Source organism: Providencia sp. PROV116 (assembly GCF_028482485.1).
Lineage (GTDB): Bacteria > Pseudomonadota > Gammaproteobacteria > Enterobacterales > Enterobacteriaceae > Providencia > Providencia rettgeri.
The window spans coordinates 179,120-196,271 of sequence record NZ_JAMPQO010000011.1 but is presented as its reverse complement, the minus strand read 5'-3'; the positions used below and the strand labels follow the sequence as shown (position 1 = coordinate 196,271).

The window sequence follows — 17,152 nt, the reverse complement described above, 5'->3', positions numbered from 1 at the left end:
TCCAAAAGCGAATAATTAGTTACGCATTAAGCGAAACATCACAGCCTTTCGATGCATCCGTATAAAGTGCAAGTAGGTTAATCAGTACTTTTCCTCGTTTCATGTCGGCAGATTTGCCACGGACAGGCAAACGGCCATCGGCAATCATGTCGCGGATGGTTGATTTTGAAAGCCCTGAATGCTGGCTAAATGCCTCAATTGTGAGGTAAGGGGATGGAATGTTAATTGAAATTGTGGGTCTCATAAGGCAAAATCCTATTTAAGTTTATTTCGGTTTTATACACCGCTCGCCAACGGTGTTCGCATTTTGAAAACAAATTAAAGATACTTCTCATAATGAAAATAGTCAAGGCGAAAGTTTTCAATTTGAAAAGTTAAGGTGCACTTTATGGGAATTTTTGCATTTCAACCAAGTGAAGATAACACTCAAGTACTTGATAGAATTATTGAGGCTTACGGCTTTTCATCAAAAATTATGCTTGCCGAACACTTTGAAATGGCTGCGAGTAGTTTGTCTGGTCGATATAGAAGACCTGGCTTTCCTGCGGATATGGTTGTTCGTTGTATGGCTGAAACGGGCGTTACCCTTGAATGGCTTGTAACGGGGGAGGGTAAAAAGTTTGATGATGAAGAATTAGACGTTTTACGCCTGCCAAAATTTAAAATTATCGATGGCGAGCAATTCAATGCTGGCATGGCCATGTTTGATAAAGTGTTATTCAAGCAGGGCGTTCCGTTTCCGAAAGAGCCTATTATCGTTCAAGATGGCCAAGATTATTACATCGTGGATCGTCAATTTGGTGAAGTCTACGACGGTAAATGGCTAGTGAAAATCGATGGCAAAGTTAGTATTAGAGAATTAACCCGAATGCCTATGCAACGTGTCCGTGTTTCTGGTGTAGGAATGGCGTTTGATTGTGAGTTGAAAGACTTAGAAATTATTGGTCGTGTAGTAATAGTTATTAATAATAACTAGGTTGACTTATAGCTAGATCATTTGACTAAGTTCAGGGGCAAGTAAAGAGTTTACAATTAAAAATAATTTTTAGGAATATTAATGAATATTAAATCCTTTTTTTTAAATGATATATACTTGATAGTTATGCCTTTACTCACATTGTTTTCTGAAATTATTATAATTATGGGAGGTCTTGGCTTTTTTAATTATAGTATTATTTGGCAACTAGTGTCTGTTTCTATTCTTTGTGCTACTGTTTTTATTGGTTCTAATTACCAGCAATTTAAAGAACGATGTTTTTATTTTTATAATGTTATGGTTTTCATGAACTCATGTTTTCTTCTTTGGGTTTATTGTAAATATTGGAAAGAAACTCCTGAAGAACCACTTTATCTATTTTTAGTTGTTATATTATCTGTGGTGTTTGGATATCATATTTCTAAATTATTTGAATTAATTAAGTGTAATAAAGTCATTATGATTTTTATTACTGCATTAATTACATTTGTTACTTTTTACATAACTATTGAGGGGCTATTTAATATGAATACTGATTTTGTTTCAATAATAAGTGGCGCATTTTTATCAGCTACACTTGTGTTGGCTACTAAATTTAAATGACAATTAAAAAACAACCTGACGGCCGTTGGCAAGTTGAGTTATACCCTAACGGGCGTACTGGTAGACGAATTAGAAAGTTGTTCACCACAAAAGGTGAAGCCATAGCCTATGAGCGCCATATCGTTGAGCAGACGGAAGATAAGCCGTGGCTAGGTGAAAAGCAGGATAGGCGCAAGCTGACTGAATTAGTGGATACCTGGTACCGTGCGCATGGTGTCACGCTTGGGGATGGTGAGAAACGTCAGTCACTAATGATTTTTGCTTGTGATGCAATGGGTGACCCGTTAGCCGCTGAGTTTAATGCCAAGATGTTTTCGGTATACCGTGAAAAGCGTTTAAGCGGTGAAATAACACGTACTGAGCGTTTAAAGACAGTTACACCCCGTACTGTCAATTTAGAGCTGGCTTATTTTAGAGCTATGTTTAATGAACTAATTCGTCTTGATGAGTGGGGATTAGAGCATCCATTAGCTAAAGTTCGTTCTTATAAAACCGACGAACAAGAAATGGCATTTTTAACGGATGATGAAATCAAGCTGTTATTGACGGAGTGTGAAAATAGCTCATCGGCTGATTTAATTCATGTGGTTAAAATCTGCTTGGCAACAGGGGCAAGGTGGTCGGAGGCGGAGAATTTAACCGCCATACAGATTCGTAATAATACGGTGACTTTTACCAAGACAAAAGGGAAGCGCAATCGTTCTATTCCTATCAGTGAAGAATTAATTGCAGAATTACCGAAAGTGAAAGGCTCAAAGCGGTTATTTAAATCTTGTTATTCTGCATTTCGTTCAGCGCTGAAACGCACAGGTATTGAGTTACCAGAACGACAATCATCACATGTTTTACGCCACACTTTTGCATCTCACTTTATGATGTCCGGTGGAAATATTTTAGTATTACAAAGAATCCTTGGGCATACCGATATCAAAATGACAATGCGGTATGCCCATTTCGCCCCAGATCATCTTAATGATGCACTGGTTTATAATCCTTTGGTAAGGCAAAAGATATGAGTTTCATTGTATATGTTGTAGCTGTCGGATTTTTTATCCGTTGGATGATAAGGCATAAGGAAAAGTTCACTTTAAATGAAGAGAGCTTGCATAAACAATGGCTCTTTCGGCTAGCTGTGATTTTCCCAATTATCAGTAGTTTATATTTTATGGTGTGTTTAGGCTCTGACTATCCATTTAAACATGATGCTGATGGATATAATAATTTTTTAGAAATTAATAAATTTTCATTGGGGATTCTAGCATTATCACCAATATTGGGTGCTTTTGTTGTGTATGCACATCGTTCCTACCAAACAGAACTTCAAATAAAAACAGCTAAAGAACAATTAGAAGAAGCACAAAAGAAAAATAGGATAGATATTTATTTTTCTAAAAGAAAATTTATTAATGAACAATTATCTTCAATTATAACTGTTAATGATGAAAAAATCACAAAGTTCACATCGTTACATATATCTGCATTTAAAACATATAATTATGAAGATAAAATGGCAAAATGTTTATCGGATGAAATTGAAAGTAATATAATAAAATTTAATCAGCTAACGCTATTCTCCGCTGGGTTTAGTACACTGGATATTTTTAGTTTACTTGAGGATTACGATAAAAATCAAAATTTAATACATAAAGATAAGATGAAGTTTCTAGATGTTGATTTCTATTTGAATAATATAAAAAATATATTTTATATAGAGAAAAAAAGCTCATTAATTAATGATTACGATAAGTGGCTAAGTGAAGGCTCGCTGCTTTATAAAAAAATGAAAACTGTAAATAATGAGTTTGATTTTGAATATTATCCTGATGTTAAACATGGTTATATCACTCTTTATAGTAACTCACTTTACTTTGTAGAGGATATGGTAAATATAATTTCAGAGATTATGGTTGTTTTATATCCAGATGAAGATATTAATATTCTTTTACCTAGTTTGAATGATATTAAAAACAAAATTAAAGATATCCAAAAAGATTTAAGTAATCTCTATTAATTTAAATTGGCGACAAACTGGCGGCAGAGAACCAGAACCCTCCTGAATAACCAATAGTTACCGTTTTCTATCCTTTTGATAAATATGTAATTTATTGATTTATAAAGGGTAGGGAACGTACTCATAATCGATTGGTCACTGGTTCAAGTCCAGTAGGGGCCACCAAATTTTAGCTGTTAAATCAGCGCATTAAGCCACTTCATCGTAAGTGGTTTTTTTGTTTTTCTAAAGCATATCACGCTAATTACCCCCAAATACTTTTGTAATTCATTTCAGCTTTTCATTTCTTATTAATTCGTATATTTACTGGTTTTTTGAAATTATGTGATTGATATTGCAATTCTTTTGGTGACCTAAAGATTGAATCTATTGAAATCCTTTTCATATATTTAAGCTTGATAGTTTCAGTTGCACCCTTGTACTAACAAAACATAGGCGAAATGTTTTGCATCTCCCAAATGTGCAAGGAAATTGTGCACATGCAGGTTATTTTGTATTAATTCATAACTAGACTTGATATAACCTATTTAGGTTATTTTAAAATTAAATTAATTTATGCATAAAGGGTGTGTATATGGAAAATAAGCTTAACAACAATGAGCAGCAGAATGCGCTAGATATTCAGTTTATGACACAGGCTTTGGCTTTAGCAACGGATGCTGCGAAAAATGGCAATGAACCCTTTGGTGCAGTATTAGTTAAAAATAACCAAGTTGTTATGACAGGTGAAAATCATATTCATACTGAAAGTGACCCAACCTATCATGCGGAGTTGGGTCTCATACGCCAGTATTGTTCTGAACATAAAGTCATGGATTTATCCGATTATACGCTGTACACCAGTTGTGAGCCGTGTTGTATGTGTTCCGGTGCAATGGTATGGAGCCAATTAGGTCGGATGGTTTATAGCCTTTCTCATGATGAACTTGCCGAGATTGCCGGTTTTAATATTATGTTGGGGAGTGATGAAATCTTTGACAAAAGCCCCTTTAAACCTGAAGTGGTTAAAGGCATCTTAAAAGAGCAAGCGGTTTCTATTTATACGCAATATTTTAAGCCAAATTTATAATCTTAGTCGGGTGCTATAGTTCCCCACTATAATAATTTAAAAAGCAGATGGCTTTAATCGTTTGCATCATTATCTATCAATGAAATAGGGTAGCTTATTGCCACCCTAACCATGGTGAAAGTTAAAATAACTTTTTCTGTGGGGGGCCTGAAAAATTCATTGTACCAATATGATTCATTAACACTTCAACGACAACAGGTTGCTTCAAGTCGACAGCTTGGCGGAGCGTTGATTGAAAATCGGTGGCTTTATCTATCGTAAATGCTTGAATCCCCATCGATTGAGCTAATTGACTAAATGAAGGGGTGAGTAACTCATTATAGTATTGGCGGTCTGAGAAATATTTTTCCTGAATACCTCGCATTACGCCATAACCTTGGTCATTCATAATAATCAATACAATTGGGAGCTGCTCTTGTGCCATAGTGGCCAATTCGCCTACGCCTAACATTAACCCGCCATCACCAACTAAGCCAATAACAGATACATTAGGGTTTGCTTTGGCACTGCCAATTGCCATGGCGAGTCCTAGCCCGATTGCGCCTGCTAAGGAGTGAATGTTGTGCATTGGCTGGGTCGCTTTGAGTAAACGGCTTCCCCATAAACTCCCTGATACCGTAATGTCGCGGACAAAAATACCATCGCTTGGTAAGACTTGCTCTACGGCATCACTGAGTTGGCTATAAGGGCCACATTGTTGCCTTAGTTGTTCTTCAGCCTGCTGTACGGCCTCTTGCACTTGTTTTTTCCACTGAGTAGAGATAGGGCGCTTGGCTTGTTCGATTTTATCGGCAAGTGCTTCAAGTAAACTTTTACAATCCCCAGTTATCGTCAAGTCAGCTAAATAGTTGCGATTGGCGGCGAGTGGGTTTATATCGATTTGAATGATGGGGTGTGGCAAAGGTAATGACCATGTTTTGGTTTCATTACTGCGTAAACGTGAGCCTGCGACGATAGTTAAATCGCATGAACGCATTAATGCATCAACGGAATCTGCATTATGAAAAGCGCGTAAGCTGAATGGATGGTCATCCGATAAAATACCTCGTCCATGGGTACTGCTGATGACGGCAATACCTGCATCAGCAAGGCGTTTGACAGCATCTTTTGCTTGTAGGGCTCCTGCGCCAACCCACAATAACGGCTGTGCAGCGTGTTGAAGTTTGTCCCAAATTGCATTGACTAACGATGTACAACTGTCAGGCAACCTATAAGGGGGAAGTGGTGCACTCAGTATAGATAATGGCACTTGCGCACTTTGAATATCAATTGGGATCTCGATAGAGACAGGGCCACAAGGTATAGTTTGAGCAACTTGAATGGCTTTATGCAGCGTGGCGACGGCTTGTTCGGGGGTATGAACACGAAAAGCGTGCTTTGAACTCGAACGTAAAAAGCCGAGTTGGTCATGTGTTTCATGAATAAACCCTGCGTCCATATCCAGATAAGCTTTTTCAACTTGGCCTGTAATGTGGATCATGGGGGAGCATGCATTCATAGCTTCAATCATTGATCCTACAGCATTTCCAGCACCTGCACCTGTACTGGTTAGCGCTACCCCTAAGCCACTAAAACGGCTATGGGCATCCGCCATGGTGACGGCCCCTGCCTCCCCACGACTTGGCGTAAAATCAATCACGTCCCGGCGCCCGATAGCATCTGCTATGGGTAAATTATGAATTGAAATAACCCCATAAACCGTTGTGACTTGGTATTGTTCAAGTGTTCTGGCGATAGCTTCGCCAACTGTAATCATTTCAGACATTTTATTCTCCTCAATGCTGCCATAATCCGGTGACGGATTTGCTATTCACACCAACGGTTTGGTTGTGGGTTAAGTGCAAGAAATAGGCTTTTTTGTTGCATATAGGCTTTGAGGCTTTCAAGGCCTTTTTCACGGCCAATGCCACTTTCTTTAAAGCCGCCAAATGGCGTTGAAATAGAAAAAACTTTGTAGGTATTGACCCAAACAGTGCCGACATCAAGCGCATCGGCGAGCTTAAATGCTCTAGTGTAATCTTTTGTCCAAATACCTGCGGCAAGCCCATAAACAGAATCATTAGCTTGCTGAATGAGGTCTTCTTCATCATCAAATGGCATTACGACGAGCACGGGGCCGAAAATTTCCTCTTGGCAAACCGTAGATTGGTTATTTAAGCCTTCGATAATCGTCGGTAAAAAGTAGTTGCCATCTTTGAGTGCCGGGTCAGCGGGTGCAGTTCCACCAATACAGATCTTCCCCCCTTGCTGAACGGCTTGTTCGACATAGTTTCTGACACTATCTCGGTGCGAAGGGGAAATTAATGGCCCTAGATGAACACGCTCTTGCCTTGGGTCACCAATAATCAGGTTGCGGGTCAATTGTGTTAGCTTTTCCATAAAGGATGAGTAGATATCTTTAGCCACAAATAGGCGCGAACCTGCGATGCATGCTTGCCCCATCGAACTAAAGATACCGTAACAAACACCATGTGCGGCGATATCAAGGTCAGCGTCTGACAACACGATAGTTGGGGATTTTCCCCCAAGTTCAAGTGACGTGGTGATAAGTTTATCCGCTGCAATATGAGCCAGTTGTCGTCCGGTATTGGTGCCACCTGTAAAGGAGATTTTTTTCACCAGAGGGTGGCGAACCAGTGCATCACCGACAATCGAACCTTTACCCGGTAGCACACTCAACAGGCCGCTGGGTAAACCTGCTTGCTCAAATAACTCAGCCAATTTTAATGAAATTAGAGGTGTGGCTTCCGCGGGTTTTAAGATGACCGCGTTACCGGCCGCAATCGCTGGGGCAATTTTTTGCATATCACTGGCAATCGGGGAGTTCCATGGCGTGATTGCAGCGATCACGCCAATAGGTTGGTAGGTACTTATGGTCATCAGCTCTGGCTGGCGACGAGGAGGAAGTTCACCACCTGAAACTTCACAAACCGCCGCAAAGTAGCGAGCGGTTGCTGCTGCGCTCATCACTAAGCCACGTGCTTCTGCCCAAGGCTTGCCGTTATCCAAAGTTTGTAATTGAGTTAATGCTTCGCAGTTTTCATCAATTAAGCGACTCACGTTGTACAAGATAGTTGCCCGCTGGTGAGCGGGAAGATTACGCCAAGAAGGCGATCTCCATGCCTTATCTGCCGTAATTACGGCATCTTCGACATCTTCCAAACTTGCACTGTTAAGGGTCGCAATCACCTGGTTATCCCCCGGAAAACGCGATTGCATTTCAGGCCCGCGACCTTGCTGCCATTTACCGCCAACAAAAATATCCATTTTGTTCATAATAGGGCTCCTATTAAATAGCTCGGTGTTCAGCGACTCGACGACAAATTTCAACAGCACTTAAAGCAGCTAACATCGATGTTTTCGGATTTGAAGGTAGTGGATTTCCATTGAGTTCAATGCAGAAATGGCCAAAATCGCCCGTAACATCAATGCGGTGTGAGTTTTGTGTGGTAGTCGGGTCAACAACCAATTGTACTTGGGTGGCATCCATCCCTATGCCATACAGTGCAACAGTGGCAGCCACATTGGCATTCGCTGGAAAATTCAGTGCCGCTTCACGGGCACTGCCACTAAAGAACACCGTGGGCTGTGTCACTTGTGATAAATCGACATAACGCTCAGCCGCGCCATTGCGCCAACTTGCAGGGCTTTTACGTGACAGGTAGGTCACATGGGTGATATTCGCCTCTTTTGCGGCACGTAGGCCATCAAGACCAGCAACAGCGCCAGTCAGTGGAATTAACTGGCTGTGGTGGCGTTGGGTTAAGGCGACCAAGTGTTGTTCAAAGTCGGTGTCAGCAAGGGCTCCCGTTGAGATAATGGCCAGTGTCCAGCCTCTTTCTAGTACCGTTGGTGCATATTGTTTAACGGCTTGGTGACCCGCACATTCCAACACTAAATCCGGTGGAATGATATTATTGTCAAGGTTATCGATGGGGGTGACTGCCCCTTTAAAGCGTTCCAAAATGGCTTGATGGTGATGGGGCCGGGCTACAATGTAACGCAGGGCTATCTCATTAGGTAAGCGAGTAATCACTTCTTGAGCCATTGCACCATAACCAATCAACATGAGTGTTTTCATCGTTAAATCCTTTAAATATGGTGGCTAAAGCCACCAGAAACATCTAAAGCGGCACCCGAGGTAAACGACGCCATGGGGGAGGCTAAAAAGACTAAGGCACGTGCGGGCTCTTCGGGTTTTCCTAAACGTTGCATTGGAATGCCGCGTTTTTTAGCGATATCACCAATCCATTGTTCCCAATCGAGATTTTTATCACTGCGATTGTCGAAGCGACGTCGCCATTGGTCGGACTCCACCATGCCAAGTAAAATAGAGTTCACACGGATCCCTTTGGGTAACAGTGTTTTCGACAAGTTTAGCGTCATGTTTAATAATGCTGCCCGAGCCGCCGAGGTGGCGACCATATGTGGTTCAGGCTGTAAGGCCAGCAGTGAATTGACACAGGTGATAGAAGCAATATTTGATTGCTCTAAGAGTGGCAAGAAAGCATTCACCGGGTTAATTACACCAAATAGTTTTACTTGGGCTTCGTGTAACCATGCTTCTTCGGGGGTATCGCTATAGCTTGCGACATAGCCTTGTCCTGCGTTGTTTATCAATATATCGACGTGTCCATATTGTTGATGAACCTGTTTTGCGAAAGCTTCGGTTTGTGTTTTATCAAGAACATCACAAGGTTGTGCGATAAAATGCCCTTGAGGGTAATGTTCTCGTAATGTTGTAAGCGCTTGCTGGAGTTTGTCTTGATCACGACCGCAGAATGCCACTTTACAGCCTTCATCCAGTAAGAGTTTGACGGTTGCAAAGCCGATGCCGGAGCTTCCTCCTGTCACGACAGCAACACGGTTATTTAACTGTAAATTCATGAGTCTTCCTTTATTCTGCTTGGCAATAGAGCGTCTCTAAAAATTGTTGTAAATGGTTGTTAAAGGCATCTGGCGCATCTAAATAACTGGCGTGCCCCGCTTGGTTTATCAGGAAATAGGGGCAGTTTTTTTGGCGTGCGAGTTGCTCTACTTGTGCTGGTGGCGTAATGGTATCTTCTGTGCCAACCAGTATTTTCAATGGGCCATCATAGCGATTTAAATATTGGCTGATATCGTCATGGGCTAGCATCCACGCCGCGGCTAAGAAGCCTTTAGGGTTGAGCTTCTTCATGTTCTGTTGAACCCAATTGACTTTCTCAGTGGTTGCGTTGGCGGATAACAAAGCAGCAGCACGATTTTGCGCATATGCCTCAATACCAGAACTCAAAACAATATCTTGCCGCTGTTGGTAAACTTGTTTTTGTTGGTCAGGGCTTTTTGTTGCATAACCTTGCGCGGGGTTCGCTAAGATTAAGCCTTTAACTTTATTGGGATATTGCGAGGCAAAAGCACTTGCCATTATGGCGCCAAGAGAGTGTCCCACTAACACGATGTTTGATAAGGCTAATTTGTCAATAAAAGCATTCAATGCATTTGCGTAATCAATAGCGGTAGGCGTTGTCGTCTCTAGCTCACGGCTTTCTAAATAGCCGGGCGCATCCCAGCTATAGAGATGATAGTGTTTTGTCAGTGATGGACTGGTCAGTTGGCTTACCCATGAAGCAGATCCAGAGCTGATACCATGCAACAATACCACTGGGTGCCCTTGGCCTGCTTCTCGCCAATTGAGACGATATTGGCCAAAGTCTGCTATCAGTGGTTCCGGGAGTTTTTTATTGAGCAAATTCATCACTGACGACTCCTGTTAGTTACGTTTAACTTTTGATAAAGGGTGATCTTCGGGATATGTTGGGATCGCAGGTTTTGGTGTCCCTATCATGACGCACATTAAGGCTTCTTCTTCCCCGTGGTTAAATAAACCACGATAAATGCCTGCAGGGACTGAAATTAGGTCACGCTCTTTCAGTACGGTTTCATACTCTTCATTGCCATCTTTCACAAACAACGTGATAGTGCCTTTCAACATAAAGAACACTTCTTCAACATCGGGGTGGAGGTGTAATGGCCCCTCGCATTTGGCAGGGAGAACCATGGTGGAGAAAGTAAAGTTCTCTGCGGGAACGGTGTTGACATCATTAGCAACGCCAGTCGCACCCGTGCCGATATAGCGCATTTGTGCGCGGCGATATTTAGGGTCGTAATCCGCTTGGAATTTCAGGGCATTCCAGTCATATTTACGCCCTTCAAGGCGAGCAATGCGCGACTCAATCCATTGTGCCATTGGAATATCTTGTGGTTTGATTTGCGGTTGTGACATGGTGTTATCTCCAATAAAAAATGAATTAATATTTTTTCAGTAAAGGCACTAGTAACAAGCTGCCGAATAAACCTATGACGACGATAAATAACAGCCCGCTATCCATAGTGTGAGTGACGGTAATAAGAACTCCCATTGCCAGCGGTGCAGCGGCGCCAGCAAGGTTTCCTAACCCATTGAAAATACCGCCTGCTAATGCACTGACTTGCTTTTGTGTGGCTTTTGCGAGTAGAGCAAAGATATTTGGTGCGCCCGCCCCCCACATGAACATGCTAAATGCCATCATAAGAATGATGCTGTAGGTGCCAGTGAGAAATAACACACCAGCAAGGCCTAACACGGCACCAAGTAGTGAAATAAAACAAACGAGTGCGCGGCGATCGTAGCGATCTGATAACCACGCTCCGATGGCTTCACCAAATAACATGGCGATAAAGGGAAGGGATGACAGAATTCCCGCATGTTCTAAGTGAATAGACTTACCTTTAATTAAATAGCTGGGTAACCAACCATTCATTCCCCAAAGGTAGACAAGAAAAGCGATATTAAACATGCAGATAATCCAAAAATGGCTATTTTGGAATAAGCGTTTTTTATGGGCTCGCATCACGGCCAATTGCTCCGCTGGAAGTGTTTCACCTGCTGTGTTTTTAGTCTGAGCTTGGCGATTGACTAAGTTGGGATGGCGAATACCAATCACCACAAGCCACCAAACAGGAACAGTAAAGGCAGCCATGACAAAAAATGTACTTTGCCAACCATAATTGTTAAGTAAATACAATGAAATAGGAAAGCCTAATGCTGCGCCTAACGGTGTGCCTAATAACCACATCATGGTGGCACGCGCTTGCATTTTTGGCGGAAAGGTACGGCGCACAATGGCGTAAGCGATTGCCAGCAAAGGCCCTTCGGCAATTCCTAGCAATACACGCAGAAAAACCATCGTGCCATAGTGGTGTGTGAATCCCATAAAAATCATGAGAAAACACCAGCTACTGATCATAAATAGCAGCATTTTGGTGGGGTGAAATTTATCGCCAATACCGCTTAGTAGCATGGAAGAAACACCATAAGCGAATAAAAATGCGCTCATCAGTAACCCCAAACGGGTTGGGTCAAAATCAATTCCCAGAGCTTGCTGAAATTTTTCGTCAGAAAATAGAGCTGCAATACTGATTTTATCGAAGAAAGCCAGTAGTACACAGGAAAACAGCCCGATAGGGATCAACCAATTGATCTTTTCAGGAACATCTTGCTCGACTTGATCATGCTCTGAATTTTGTAAGGTTATAGTCTGATTAGCCATGAGATTTCTCCTGCTGGGCACTATTTCAGTGACATTAATGAAAATGTGGGATCAGCAAGTTGTGAAGGGTCCAATTTGCGGTGGCCTTGTATCCAACGTTTACCTAGCTTGATGGCTCGTGCATCATTAAATGCAATCATTTGCACCAATTCATTGCTTTCATTTAAAGCAAAATGAACCTCTGAATTAGGGGTATACCGTTGAATATGTTTTAATTTTTGTGAGGTTGGGACACCTAAAATTTGGATGTTGTCCTGGTATTGATCTGACCATAACCAAGCGAGTTCATTGAACCCTTCAGACTGCGGGTTTAGCATGGCTTTTGCTGTGGTGATGGCTTGGTTTTGTGCATAAGCCCATGACTGTAAACATAAGGACAGTGTTGGATGGCAAGCGACGTCGCCCGCAGCGTAAATATTTGGGTGAGAAGTCTGCCCTTGGTGATTAATCACAATACCGTGGGTAACATCAAGCCCCGCTTCTTTGGCAAGTTCGAGATTTAATTCAACACCAATCCCCATAACAGCGAGATCGAAATTTTGCGAAGGCTGTTTTTGGCAACTAATTTGTAATCCACTTGTTGTCGGCTCGCCAAGTTCGATATCTCCACAATCGGTTATGACATGAACACCTGCTTGTGTGTGGCGTAATGCAAGAGCCTCTGAAACATTCTGCGGTACACTTCGTTCGCATAAGCGGCTTTGCCGCTCAAAAATCGTGACATCAATCCCCATTTTTCGAGCGGAAGCGGCAACTTCTAAGCCAATCCAACCACCACCAATAATGGCAATTTTTTGTGCAGAGAGCAGCGCAATGCGCAATTTCTGCGCGTCATCCCACGAACGTAAGGCGAATACTTGTGGGTGTTGTTGCCAACGATTCGACAGGTAGCGGGGCCGGCCGCCAGTCGCAAGTAGTAATTTATCAAACGTAATGGCACGACCATCACTTAAATAAATACATTGGGTTTGGCTATCAATTTTGGTGGCACGTAGTGGGCGAAACCACTGTAAATTTAAGGCATTAGTTTCTTGTTCGCTGAATAAGCGTGATAATGAAAAACTCTCCTGTGTCAATGCGGCTTTAGACAGCGGTGGGCGCTCATAAAAATCATGGTTTTCATCGCTGATCACCGAAATAATACCTTGATAGCCTTCATCGCGTAGGGTTTTTGCTGCCCAACCACCTGCCTGACCCCCACCGATAATGACAATACCGCCTTGGATTAATGAGCTCATGGCGTTACTCCTTAACTTGGCGGCGAGTTTCATAATCAAGACCACCTTCCACAGCCCATTCCGTAAATGAAACTAAGGAATGTTCCAGTTCGCGCGGTTGCCATTTATCGGTTAGGTAATCGTCATTGGTGTAATATTCGAAAGCCCCACCTGTTGGGCTGTTGACATACCAAAAGTAAGCGGATGAGATAGGGTGGCGGCCTGGGCCAATAAAGGTGCTCCATTGATGGCGGTTCATTGCCAGACCGCCGCCAATCACTTCATGGATATCACGAACTGTAAAAGCGACATGGTTAAGGCCGCTGCCACGATGAGGAAGTTTCAGCAAAAACAGGTTATGGTGGCAACCGTTTATTTGTGTTCGTAAAAAGACGGCACGGTCGATATAACGGTCTGAAACTTGAAAACCCAGTTTTTGGCAATAGAACGCTTCTGTAGAAGGTAAGTCATCAACAAAAAATACCACGTGACCGACGTTAATTGGCGTGGCTTTTTCGTAAACTGGGCTGGGTTTATCAATGCGGCGAATATCCCCCCATTGGTTGATAGCGGTGACCTCTAATTCAACTGTTTTTTGTTTACTAATGGTGAAAGCGACCGTCATGCCATTTGGGTCACGGCACTGTGCGCCATTTGACGTCAGTTGAAAACCATCACAAGGCCTAATTTTCTCAATGATCTCCTTGAGTTTATCCGGGCTTTCAACTCCCCACGTAATGCGACGCAGTGTTGAACCTGCTTCAAAAGGTGCGGGTAAATTTGGATCTTGGTAGGAAAATAACTGTATTTCAGCACCCGATAACGTGGTGAATAACGAGGCGTTATCAGAGGCTGCTTGAAGGCCAAAATCATGTAAAAATTTCTGGCAGCTAGGGATATCTTCAACACCAAATTCTAATTTTTCTATTCCAATCACTGACATTGTAAAGTCCTCTATCGATTGGTGTTATTGCCAAAGGTTTTTTTGGGCAAAAAGAACCTGAGGCTTATGGCAATAAACCTAAAAATGTGTGGATGATATTCGGTTAACGCTAAACGGCTTTTGCTTGGCTCATGCCACCTATAAATTCAGTGAGTTTTTGGGCTGCATAGCTCACTTCATTTTGTAATCGCCGGCACTCTTGTGCAGGGATGCTATTCATTGGCACCATGATGCTAATCACCGCTTCTACGCCATTCGCTTGGTTATAAACAGGGTAAACAATGGATGAAATTCCTCGACGATAAAATGATTCACCAATCACATAGCCTCGCAGTTTGTCAGCTTGGATCATTTGCCAAAATTCCTGCTTGCTGCCTGCGTTGTCGGGTAGCTCATCGTCTGGGTAAAGTGCATCGAATTCAGCGCGAGTTAACCCACTGAGTAGCATACGACCGAGTGAGGTTCGATGGGCTAATAAACGCGTGCCTACGCTAACATGGTTAATTTTTGATTCTGCGCCACTGACTCTGGCGATGTAAATAATGTCTCGGCCATCTCGAATGACTAAATGGCTGTTACATTGGCTTCGGTCTCTGAGTTGCTCGATAATGGGCTGGCCTAACTGGGTTAAATCGAGCGATGCAATATAGCCAAGGCCAAGGCTGAGTACTTTGCGGCCTAATGAAAATGCCCCAGTACGCGGGTGTTGGACGAGGAAATCCAAGTGCACTAAGGTTTGGATCGCACGGTAAGCCGTTGCTTTGGGCATATCGACTAAGCGAAGGATCTCGGCAAATGTGAGCTCACGGTGCTGTTCTGCAAGTAGCAAAAGAAGCTGTAGCCCTTTTTCCAAACCGGGTACCAGATATTTACATGTTGAATTCATGGTCCTCACCTCTTTACCGACAAAATGGCGAAATTAATTAAAAATAAAGCCACCATTAACTGGGATTAGCTGTCCTGTAACAAAATCAGCCATAGGCGAAAGCAAGTATAAAGCGGTTCCTGTAACGTCTTCGGGCATCTGCTCCCCTTGTAATGCTCTGCCATTTTCATATAGCTGGTGGCGCTCTGCTGGGACGTATTGGGTCGCTTCGACTTTTGTGAGTCCCGGAGCAATCGCGTTGACGCAAATACGGTGAACTCCGAGTTCACGTGCCATTGAGCGTGTCATACTGATGATAGCCCCTTTACTGGCGACATAGGCCATCAGCTTGGGAGCTCCCCAAAGCGCGGTGTCAGAAGCAATATTGATAATTTTCCCGCGGGAGCTCTGCTTTAAAAAAGGAAGAGCGACTTTGGTGACTAGCCACGTTCCTCTGACATTGACGGTCATAACCTTATCCCATAGCGCCAAGTCATATTCATCGAGCAGTTTTCCACCCACTCCGGTTGCCAGAGCCGCATTATTAATCAGCCCATCAATTGCACCTTGTTGACCAATACGGTCGAATGCATGAGTGATTGAGTCAGGATCTGCTAAGTCGAGAGAAACACCTTGGGCTTCAAAACCTTGTTGTTGTAAGGACTCGACACTTTCTTGTAATCGCTGTTCGAGGATGTCACACAAGATAACTTGGGCCCCTTGTTCTGCGGCGGCTTGTGCAAAGCTAAAGCCAAGCCCTCTTGCAGCGCCTGTGATTACAATGCGTTTTCCTGACAAGACATCATGCATTTTCAGTTTCCTTATTGTTGATTAAGTCAAACTGTTTCTTCGCTTCACGTTGCATAATGCGGCGTAGGCGAGATAACCCCACATCGTGTTGATAAAGAAACTCTTTATCCCGTGCATTTGGTGTGAGGTTTTCCAAAATAATGCGATCTTGTTCTAGGACATCCCAATGTAGCCCTTCTAGGCGGTTGCGGTACATAAAGCGCCATAAATCACGTTGCCAGTCTTTCACTTTGCGAATACGCCAAAAGAAAACTCGAGTGTGGTGACGGTCTTCAGGTACGACCATGCCGATAATCCAAAAGTGCCCGCCAGGGCCGAAGCGTTTTTGATATGGGATAGATAAACGTAGCCAATTTGCTCCTGTACTCGCAAATTCCACCCAGTCGAAGTTGACACCAATTTGGTCATTTTTACGGAAAATAAACCCATTTTTTGTTGCTTCTAGGATCATTTCTGATTGTTTATCACCTTCTGCCATTGAGTGTGATGATGAATGGAGATAGGTGCCATGCATTGGGTCCATCACGTTTTCTAATGCATATTGGTAATTGCATTTCCACGATGCGGTGCAGAGGAAATTGCTGTGGTTTTCGTCATCAGCTAACTCTTCAGGAAACTCAAGGGCTGGAGGTGTTTCACCGTCAACTACCGCAAAATAGAGGAAGATAGCGCCATGAATTTCTTGAACGGGATAGGTTTTTAAACATTTTTGACCTTCAAGAGGGCATTGACTGACCGCTGGAACATCTTTAACGACGCCATCACCACCGACTTCGACGCCGTGGTACCAACAGGCAATACGTTCACCTAGGTTCCAACCCATTGATAAACGGGCTCCGCGGTGTGGGCATCTGTCTTCTAGTGCGTGAATTTGGCCTTTATCATCACGCCAAAGGACAATTTGTTCTTCTAAACGGGTAATACCGATGGGGTCGCTGCTCACTTCCCAACTGGATAATACGGGGTACCATTGCCCTCGTAATCCGACATCGAGGTAATCTTGATAGTTTTGAAGTTGTGTATTCGTTGTCATCATTTGCTTCCGTTTATCAAAAGTGTTTTTGTTTTATTTTCTTTTTATGACAAT

At 42.8% G+C, this 17,152-nt stretch carries 18 protein-coding genes; 5 read left to right on the top strand and 13 right to left on the bottom strand.

Annotated elements, in window-relative coordinates; all coding sequences use genetic code 11:
* Positions 1-19: 19 nt before the first annotated feature.
* Complete coding sequence (locus tag PSE72_RS09005) at positions 20-244, bottom strand: regulator (RefSeq protein ID WP_072502806.1); 225 nt, start codon at positions 242-244, stop codon at positions 20-22.
* Positions 245-388: 144 nt separating this feature from the next.
* On the opposite strand from PSE72_RS09005, the gene PSE72_RS09000 reads away from it, so the two are divergent.
* The 5 genes from PSE72_RS09000 (at position 389) to PSE72_RS08980 (ending at position 4,659) form a co-directional block, all read left to right on the top strand.
* A complete protein-coding gene (locus PSE72_RS09000) occupies positions 389-976 on the top strand; it encodes a phage repressor protein CI (protein WP_115167844.1) in 588 nt (195 codons plus the stop codon).
* An 81-nt stretch (positions 977-1,057) separates the two neighbouring features.
* Complete coding sequence (locus PSE72_RS08995; protein ID WP_115167843.1) at positions 1,058-1,579, top strand: hypothetical protein; 522 nt, start codon at positions 1,058-1,060, stop codon at positions 1,577-1,579.
* Positions 1,576-2,595: a phage integrase gene (locus PSE72_RS08990; protein ID WP_115167842.1), complete on the top strand. Its 1,020-nt coding sequence runs from the start codon at positions 1,576-1,578 to the stop codon at positions 2,593-2,595. The genes PSE72_RS08995 and PSE72_RS08990 overlap by 4 nt, the downstream gene beginning before the upstream one ends.
* The gene (locus PSE72_RS08985; RefSeq protein WP_115167841.1) at positions 2,592-3,590 is read left to right on the top strand and encodes a hypothetical protein; all 999 of its coding nucleotides are present in this window, start codon (positions 2,592-2,594) and stop codon (positions 3,588-3,590) included. The genes PSE72_RS08990 and PSE72_RS08985 overlap by 4 nt, the downstream gene beginning before the upstream one ends.
* A 574-nt stretch (positions 3,591-4,164) precedes the next feature.
* Complete coding sequence (locus PSE72_RS08980) at positions 4,165-4,659, top strand: nucleoside deaminase (RefSeq protein ID WP_109911730.1); 495 nt, start codon at positions 4,165-4,167, stop codon at positions 4,657-4,659.
* 121 nt (positions 4,660-4,780) lie between these two features.
* Here the strand turns inward: PSE72_RS08980 and PSE72_RS08975 are convergent, their stop codons facing one another.
* The 12 genes from PSE72_RS08975 to PSE72_RS08920 form a co-directional block, all read right to left on the bottom strand.
* The gene (locus PSE72_RS08975; RefSeq protein ID WP_198641638.1) at positions 4,781-6,424 is read right to left on the bottom strand and encodes a thiamine pyrophosphate-binding protein; all 1,644 of its coding nucleotides are present in this window, start codon (positions 6,422-6,424) and stop codon (positions 4,781-4,783) included.
* A gap of 41 nt (positions 6,425-6,465) precedes the next feature.
* Positions 6,466-7,935, bottom strand: coding sequence for an aldehyde dehydrogenase (locus tag PSE72_RS08970; RefSeq protein ID WP_198641637.1), 1,470 nt, complete (start codon positions 7,933-7,935; stop codon positions 6,466-6,468).
* A gap of 13 nt (positions 7,936-7,948) precedes the next feature.
* Complete coding sequence (locus tag PSE72_RS08965; RefSeq protein WP_004908411.1) at positions 7,949-8,740, bottom strand: aspartate dehydrogenase; 792 nt, start codon at positions 8,738-8,740, stop codon at positions 7,949-7,951.
* Positions 8,741-8,751: 11 nt separating this feature from the next.
* Positions 8,752-9,546 carry an SDR family oxidoreductase gene (locus tag PSE72_RS08960; RefSeq protein WP_115167840.1) on the bottom strand — a complete coding sequence of 265 codons (795 nt, stop codon included), beginning with the start codon at positions 9,544-9,546 and terminating at the stop codon, positions 8,752-8,754.
* A 10-nt stretch (positions 9,547-9,556) separates the two neighbouring features.
* Positions 9,557-10,396 (bottom strand): alpha/beta fold hydrolase, encoded by an 840-nt coding sequence (locus PSE72_RS08955; RefSeq protein WP_115167839.1) that lies wholly within the window; start codon positions 10,394-10,396, stop codon positions 9,557-9,559.
* A gap of 15 nt (positions 10,397-10,411) precedes the next feature.
* Positions 10,412-10,924 carry a cupin domain-containing protein gene (locus tag PSE72_RS08950; protein ID WP_004257990.1) on the bottom strand — a complete coding sequence of 171 codons (513 nt, stop codon included), beginning with the start codon at positions 10,922-10,924 and terminating at the stop codon, positions 10,412-10,414.
* A 25-nt stretch (positions 10,925-10,949) separates the two neighbouring features.
* A complete protein-coding gene (locus PSE72_RS08945; RefSeq protein ID WP_196719670.1) occupies positions 10,950-12,230 on the bottom strand; it encodes an MFS transporter in 1,281 nt (426 codons plus the stop codon).
* A gap of 20 nt (positions 12,231-12,250) precedes the next feature.
* Entirely contained in the window at positions 12,251-13,468 is a 1,218-nt protein-coding gene (locus tag PSE72_RS08940) for an NAD(P)/FAD-dependent oxidoreductase (RefSeq protein ID WP_115167838.1), read from the bottom strand.
* Between the two features lie 4 nt (positions 13,469-13,472).
* Complete coding sequence (locus PSE72_RS08935; protein WP_115167837.1) at positions 13,473-14,390, bottom strand: VOC family protein; 918 nt, start codon at positions 14,388-14,390, stop codon at positions 13,473-13,475.
* A gap of 109 nt (positions 14,391-14,499) precedes the next feature.
* Positions 14,500-15,276, bottom strand: coding sequence for an IclR family transcriptional regulator (locus PSE72_RS08930; RefSeq protein ID WP_004908423.1), 777 nt, complete (start codon positions 15,274-15,276; stop codon positions 14,500-14,502).
* A gap of 33 nt (positions 15,277-15,309) precedes the next feature.
* Complete coding sequence (locus PSE72_RS08925) at positions 15,310-16,065, bottom strand: SDR family oxidoreductase (RefSeq protein ID WP_115167836.1); 756 nt, start codon at positions 16,063-16,065, stop codon at positions 15,310-15,312.
* Positions 16,058-17,098: an aromatic ring-hydroxylating oxygenase subunit alpha gene (locus PSE72_RS08920; protein ID WP_004908426.1), complete on the bottom strand. Its 1,041-nt coding sequence runs from the start codon at positions 17,096-17,098 to the stop codon at positions 16,058-16,060. The genes PSE72_RS08925 and PSE72_RS08920 overlap by 8 nt, the downstream gene beginning before the upstream one ends.
* Positions 17,099-17,152 lie beyond the last annotated feature (54 nt).

Excerpts from the sequence above, each read along its gene's own strand:
- PSE72_RS08945 (WP_196719670.1), bottom strand. The coding sequence starts at position 12,230 with ATGGCTAATCAGACTATAACCTTACAAAATTCAGAGCATGATCAAGTC.
- PSE72_RS08940 (WP_115167838.1), bottom strand. The coding sequence starts at position 13,468 with ATGAGCTCATTAATCCAAGGCGGTATTGTCATTATCGGTGGGGGTCAG.
- PSE72_RS08920 (WP_004908426.1), bottom strand. The coding sequence starts at position 17,098 with ATGACAACGAATACACAACTTCAAAACTATCAAGATTACCTCGATGTC.
- PSE72_RS08955 (WP_115167839.1), bottom strand. The coding sequence starts at position 10,396 with ATGAATTTGCTCAATAAAAAACTCCCGGAACCACTGATAGCAGACTTT.
- PSE72_RS08965 (WP_004908411.1), bottom strand. The coding sequence starts at position 8,740 with ATGAAAACACTCATGTTGATTGGTTATGGTGCAATGGCTCAAGAAGTG.
- PSE72_RS09005 (WP_072502806.1), bottom strand. The coding sequence starts at position 244 with ATGAGACCCACAATTTCAATTAACATTCCATCCCCTTACCTCACAATT.
- PSE72_RS08930 (WP_004908423.1), bottom strand. The coding sequence starts at position 15,276 with ATGAATTCAACATGTAAATATCTGGTACCCGGTTTGGAAAAAGGGCTA.
- PSE72_RS08990 (WP_115167842.1), top strand. The coding sequence starts at position 1,576 with ATGACAATTAAAAAACAACCTGACGGCCGTTGGCAAGTTGAGTTATAC.
- PSE72_RS08960 (WP_115167840.1), bottom strand. The coding sequence starts at position 9,546 with ATGAATTTACAGTTAAATAACCGTGTTGCTGTCGTGACAGGAGGAAGC.
- PSE72_RS08975 (WP_198641638.1), bottom strand. The coding sequence starts at position 6,424 with ATGTCTGAAATGATTACAGTTGGCGAAGCTATCGCCAGAACACTTGAA.
- PSE72_RS08925 (WP_115167836.1), bottom strand. The coding sequence starts at position 16,065 with ATGCATGATGTCTTGTCAGGAAAACGCATTGTAATCACAGGCGCTGCA.
- PSE72_RS08985 (WP_115167841.1), top strand. The coding sequence starts at position 2,592 with ATGAGTTTCATTGTATATGTTGTAGCTGTCGGATTTTTTATCCGTTGG.
- PSE72_RS08995 (WP_115167843.1), top strand. The coding sequence starts at position 1,058 with ATGAATATTAAATCCTTTTTTTTAAATGATATATACTTGATAGTTATG.
- PSE72_RS08935 (WP_115167837.1), bottom strand. The coding sequence starts at position 14,390 with ATGTCAGTGATTGGAATAGAAAAATTAGAATTTGGTGTTGAAGATATC.
- PSE72_RS08980 (WP_109911730.1), top strand. The coding sequence starts at position 4,165 with ATGGAAAATAAGCTTAACAACAATGAGCAGCAGAATGCGCTAGATATT.
- PSE72_RS09000 (WP_115167844.1), top strand. The coding sequence starts at position 389 with ATGGGAATTTTTGCATTTCAACCAAGTGAAGATAACACTCAAGTACTT.
- PSE72_RS08970 (WP_198641637.1), bottom strand. The coding sequence starts at position 7,935 with ATGAACAAAATGGATATTTTTGTTGGCGGTAAATGGCAGCAAGGTCGC.
- PSE72_RS08950 (WP_004257990.1), bottom strand. The coding sequence starts at position 10,924 with ATGTCACAACCGCAAATCAAACCACAAGATATTCCAATGGCACAATGG.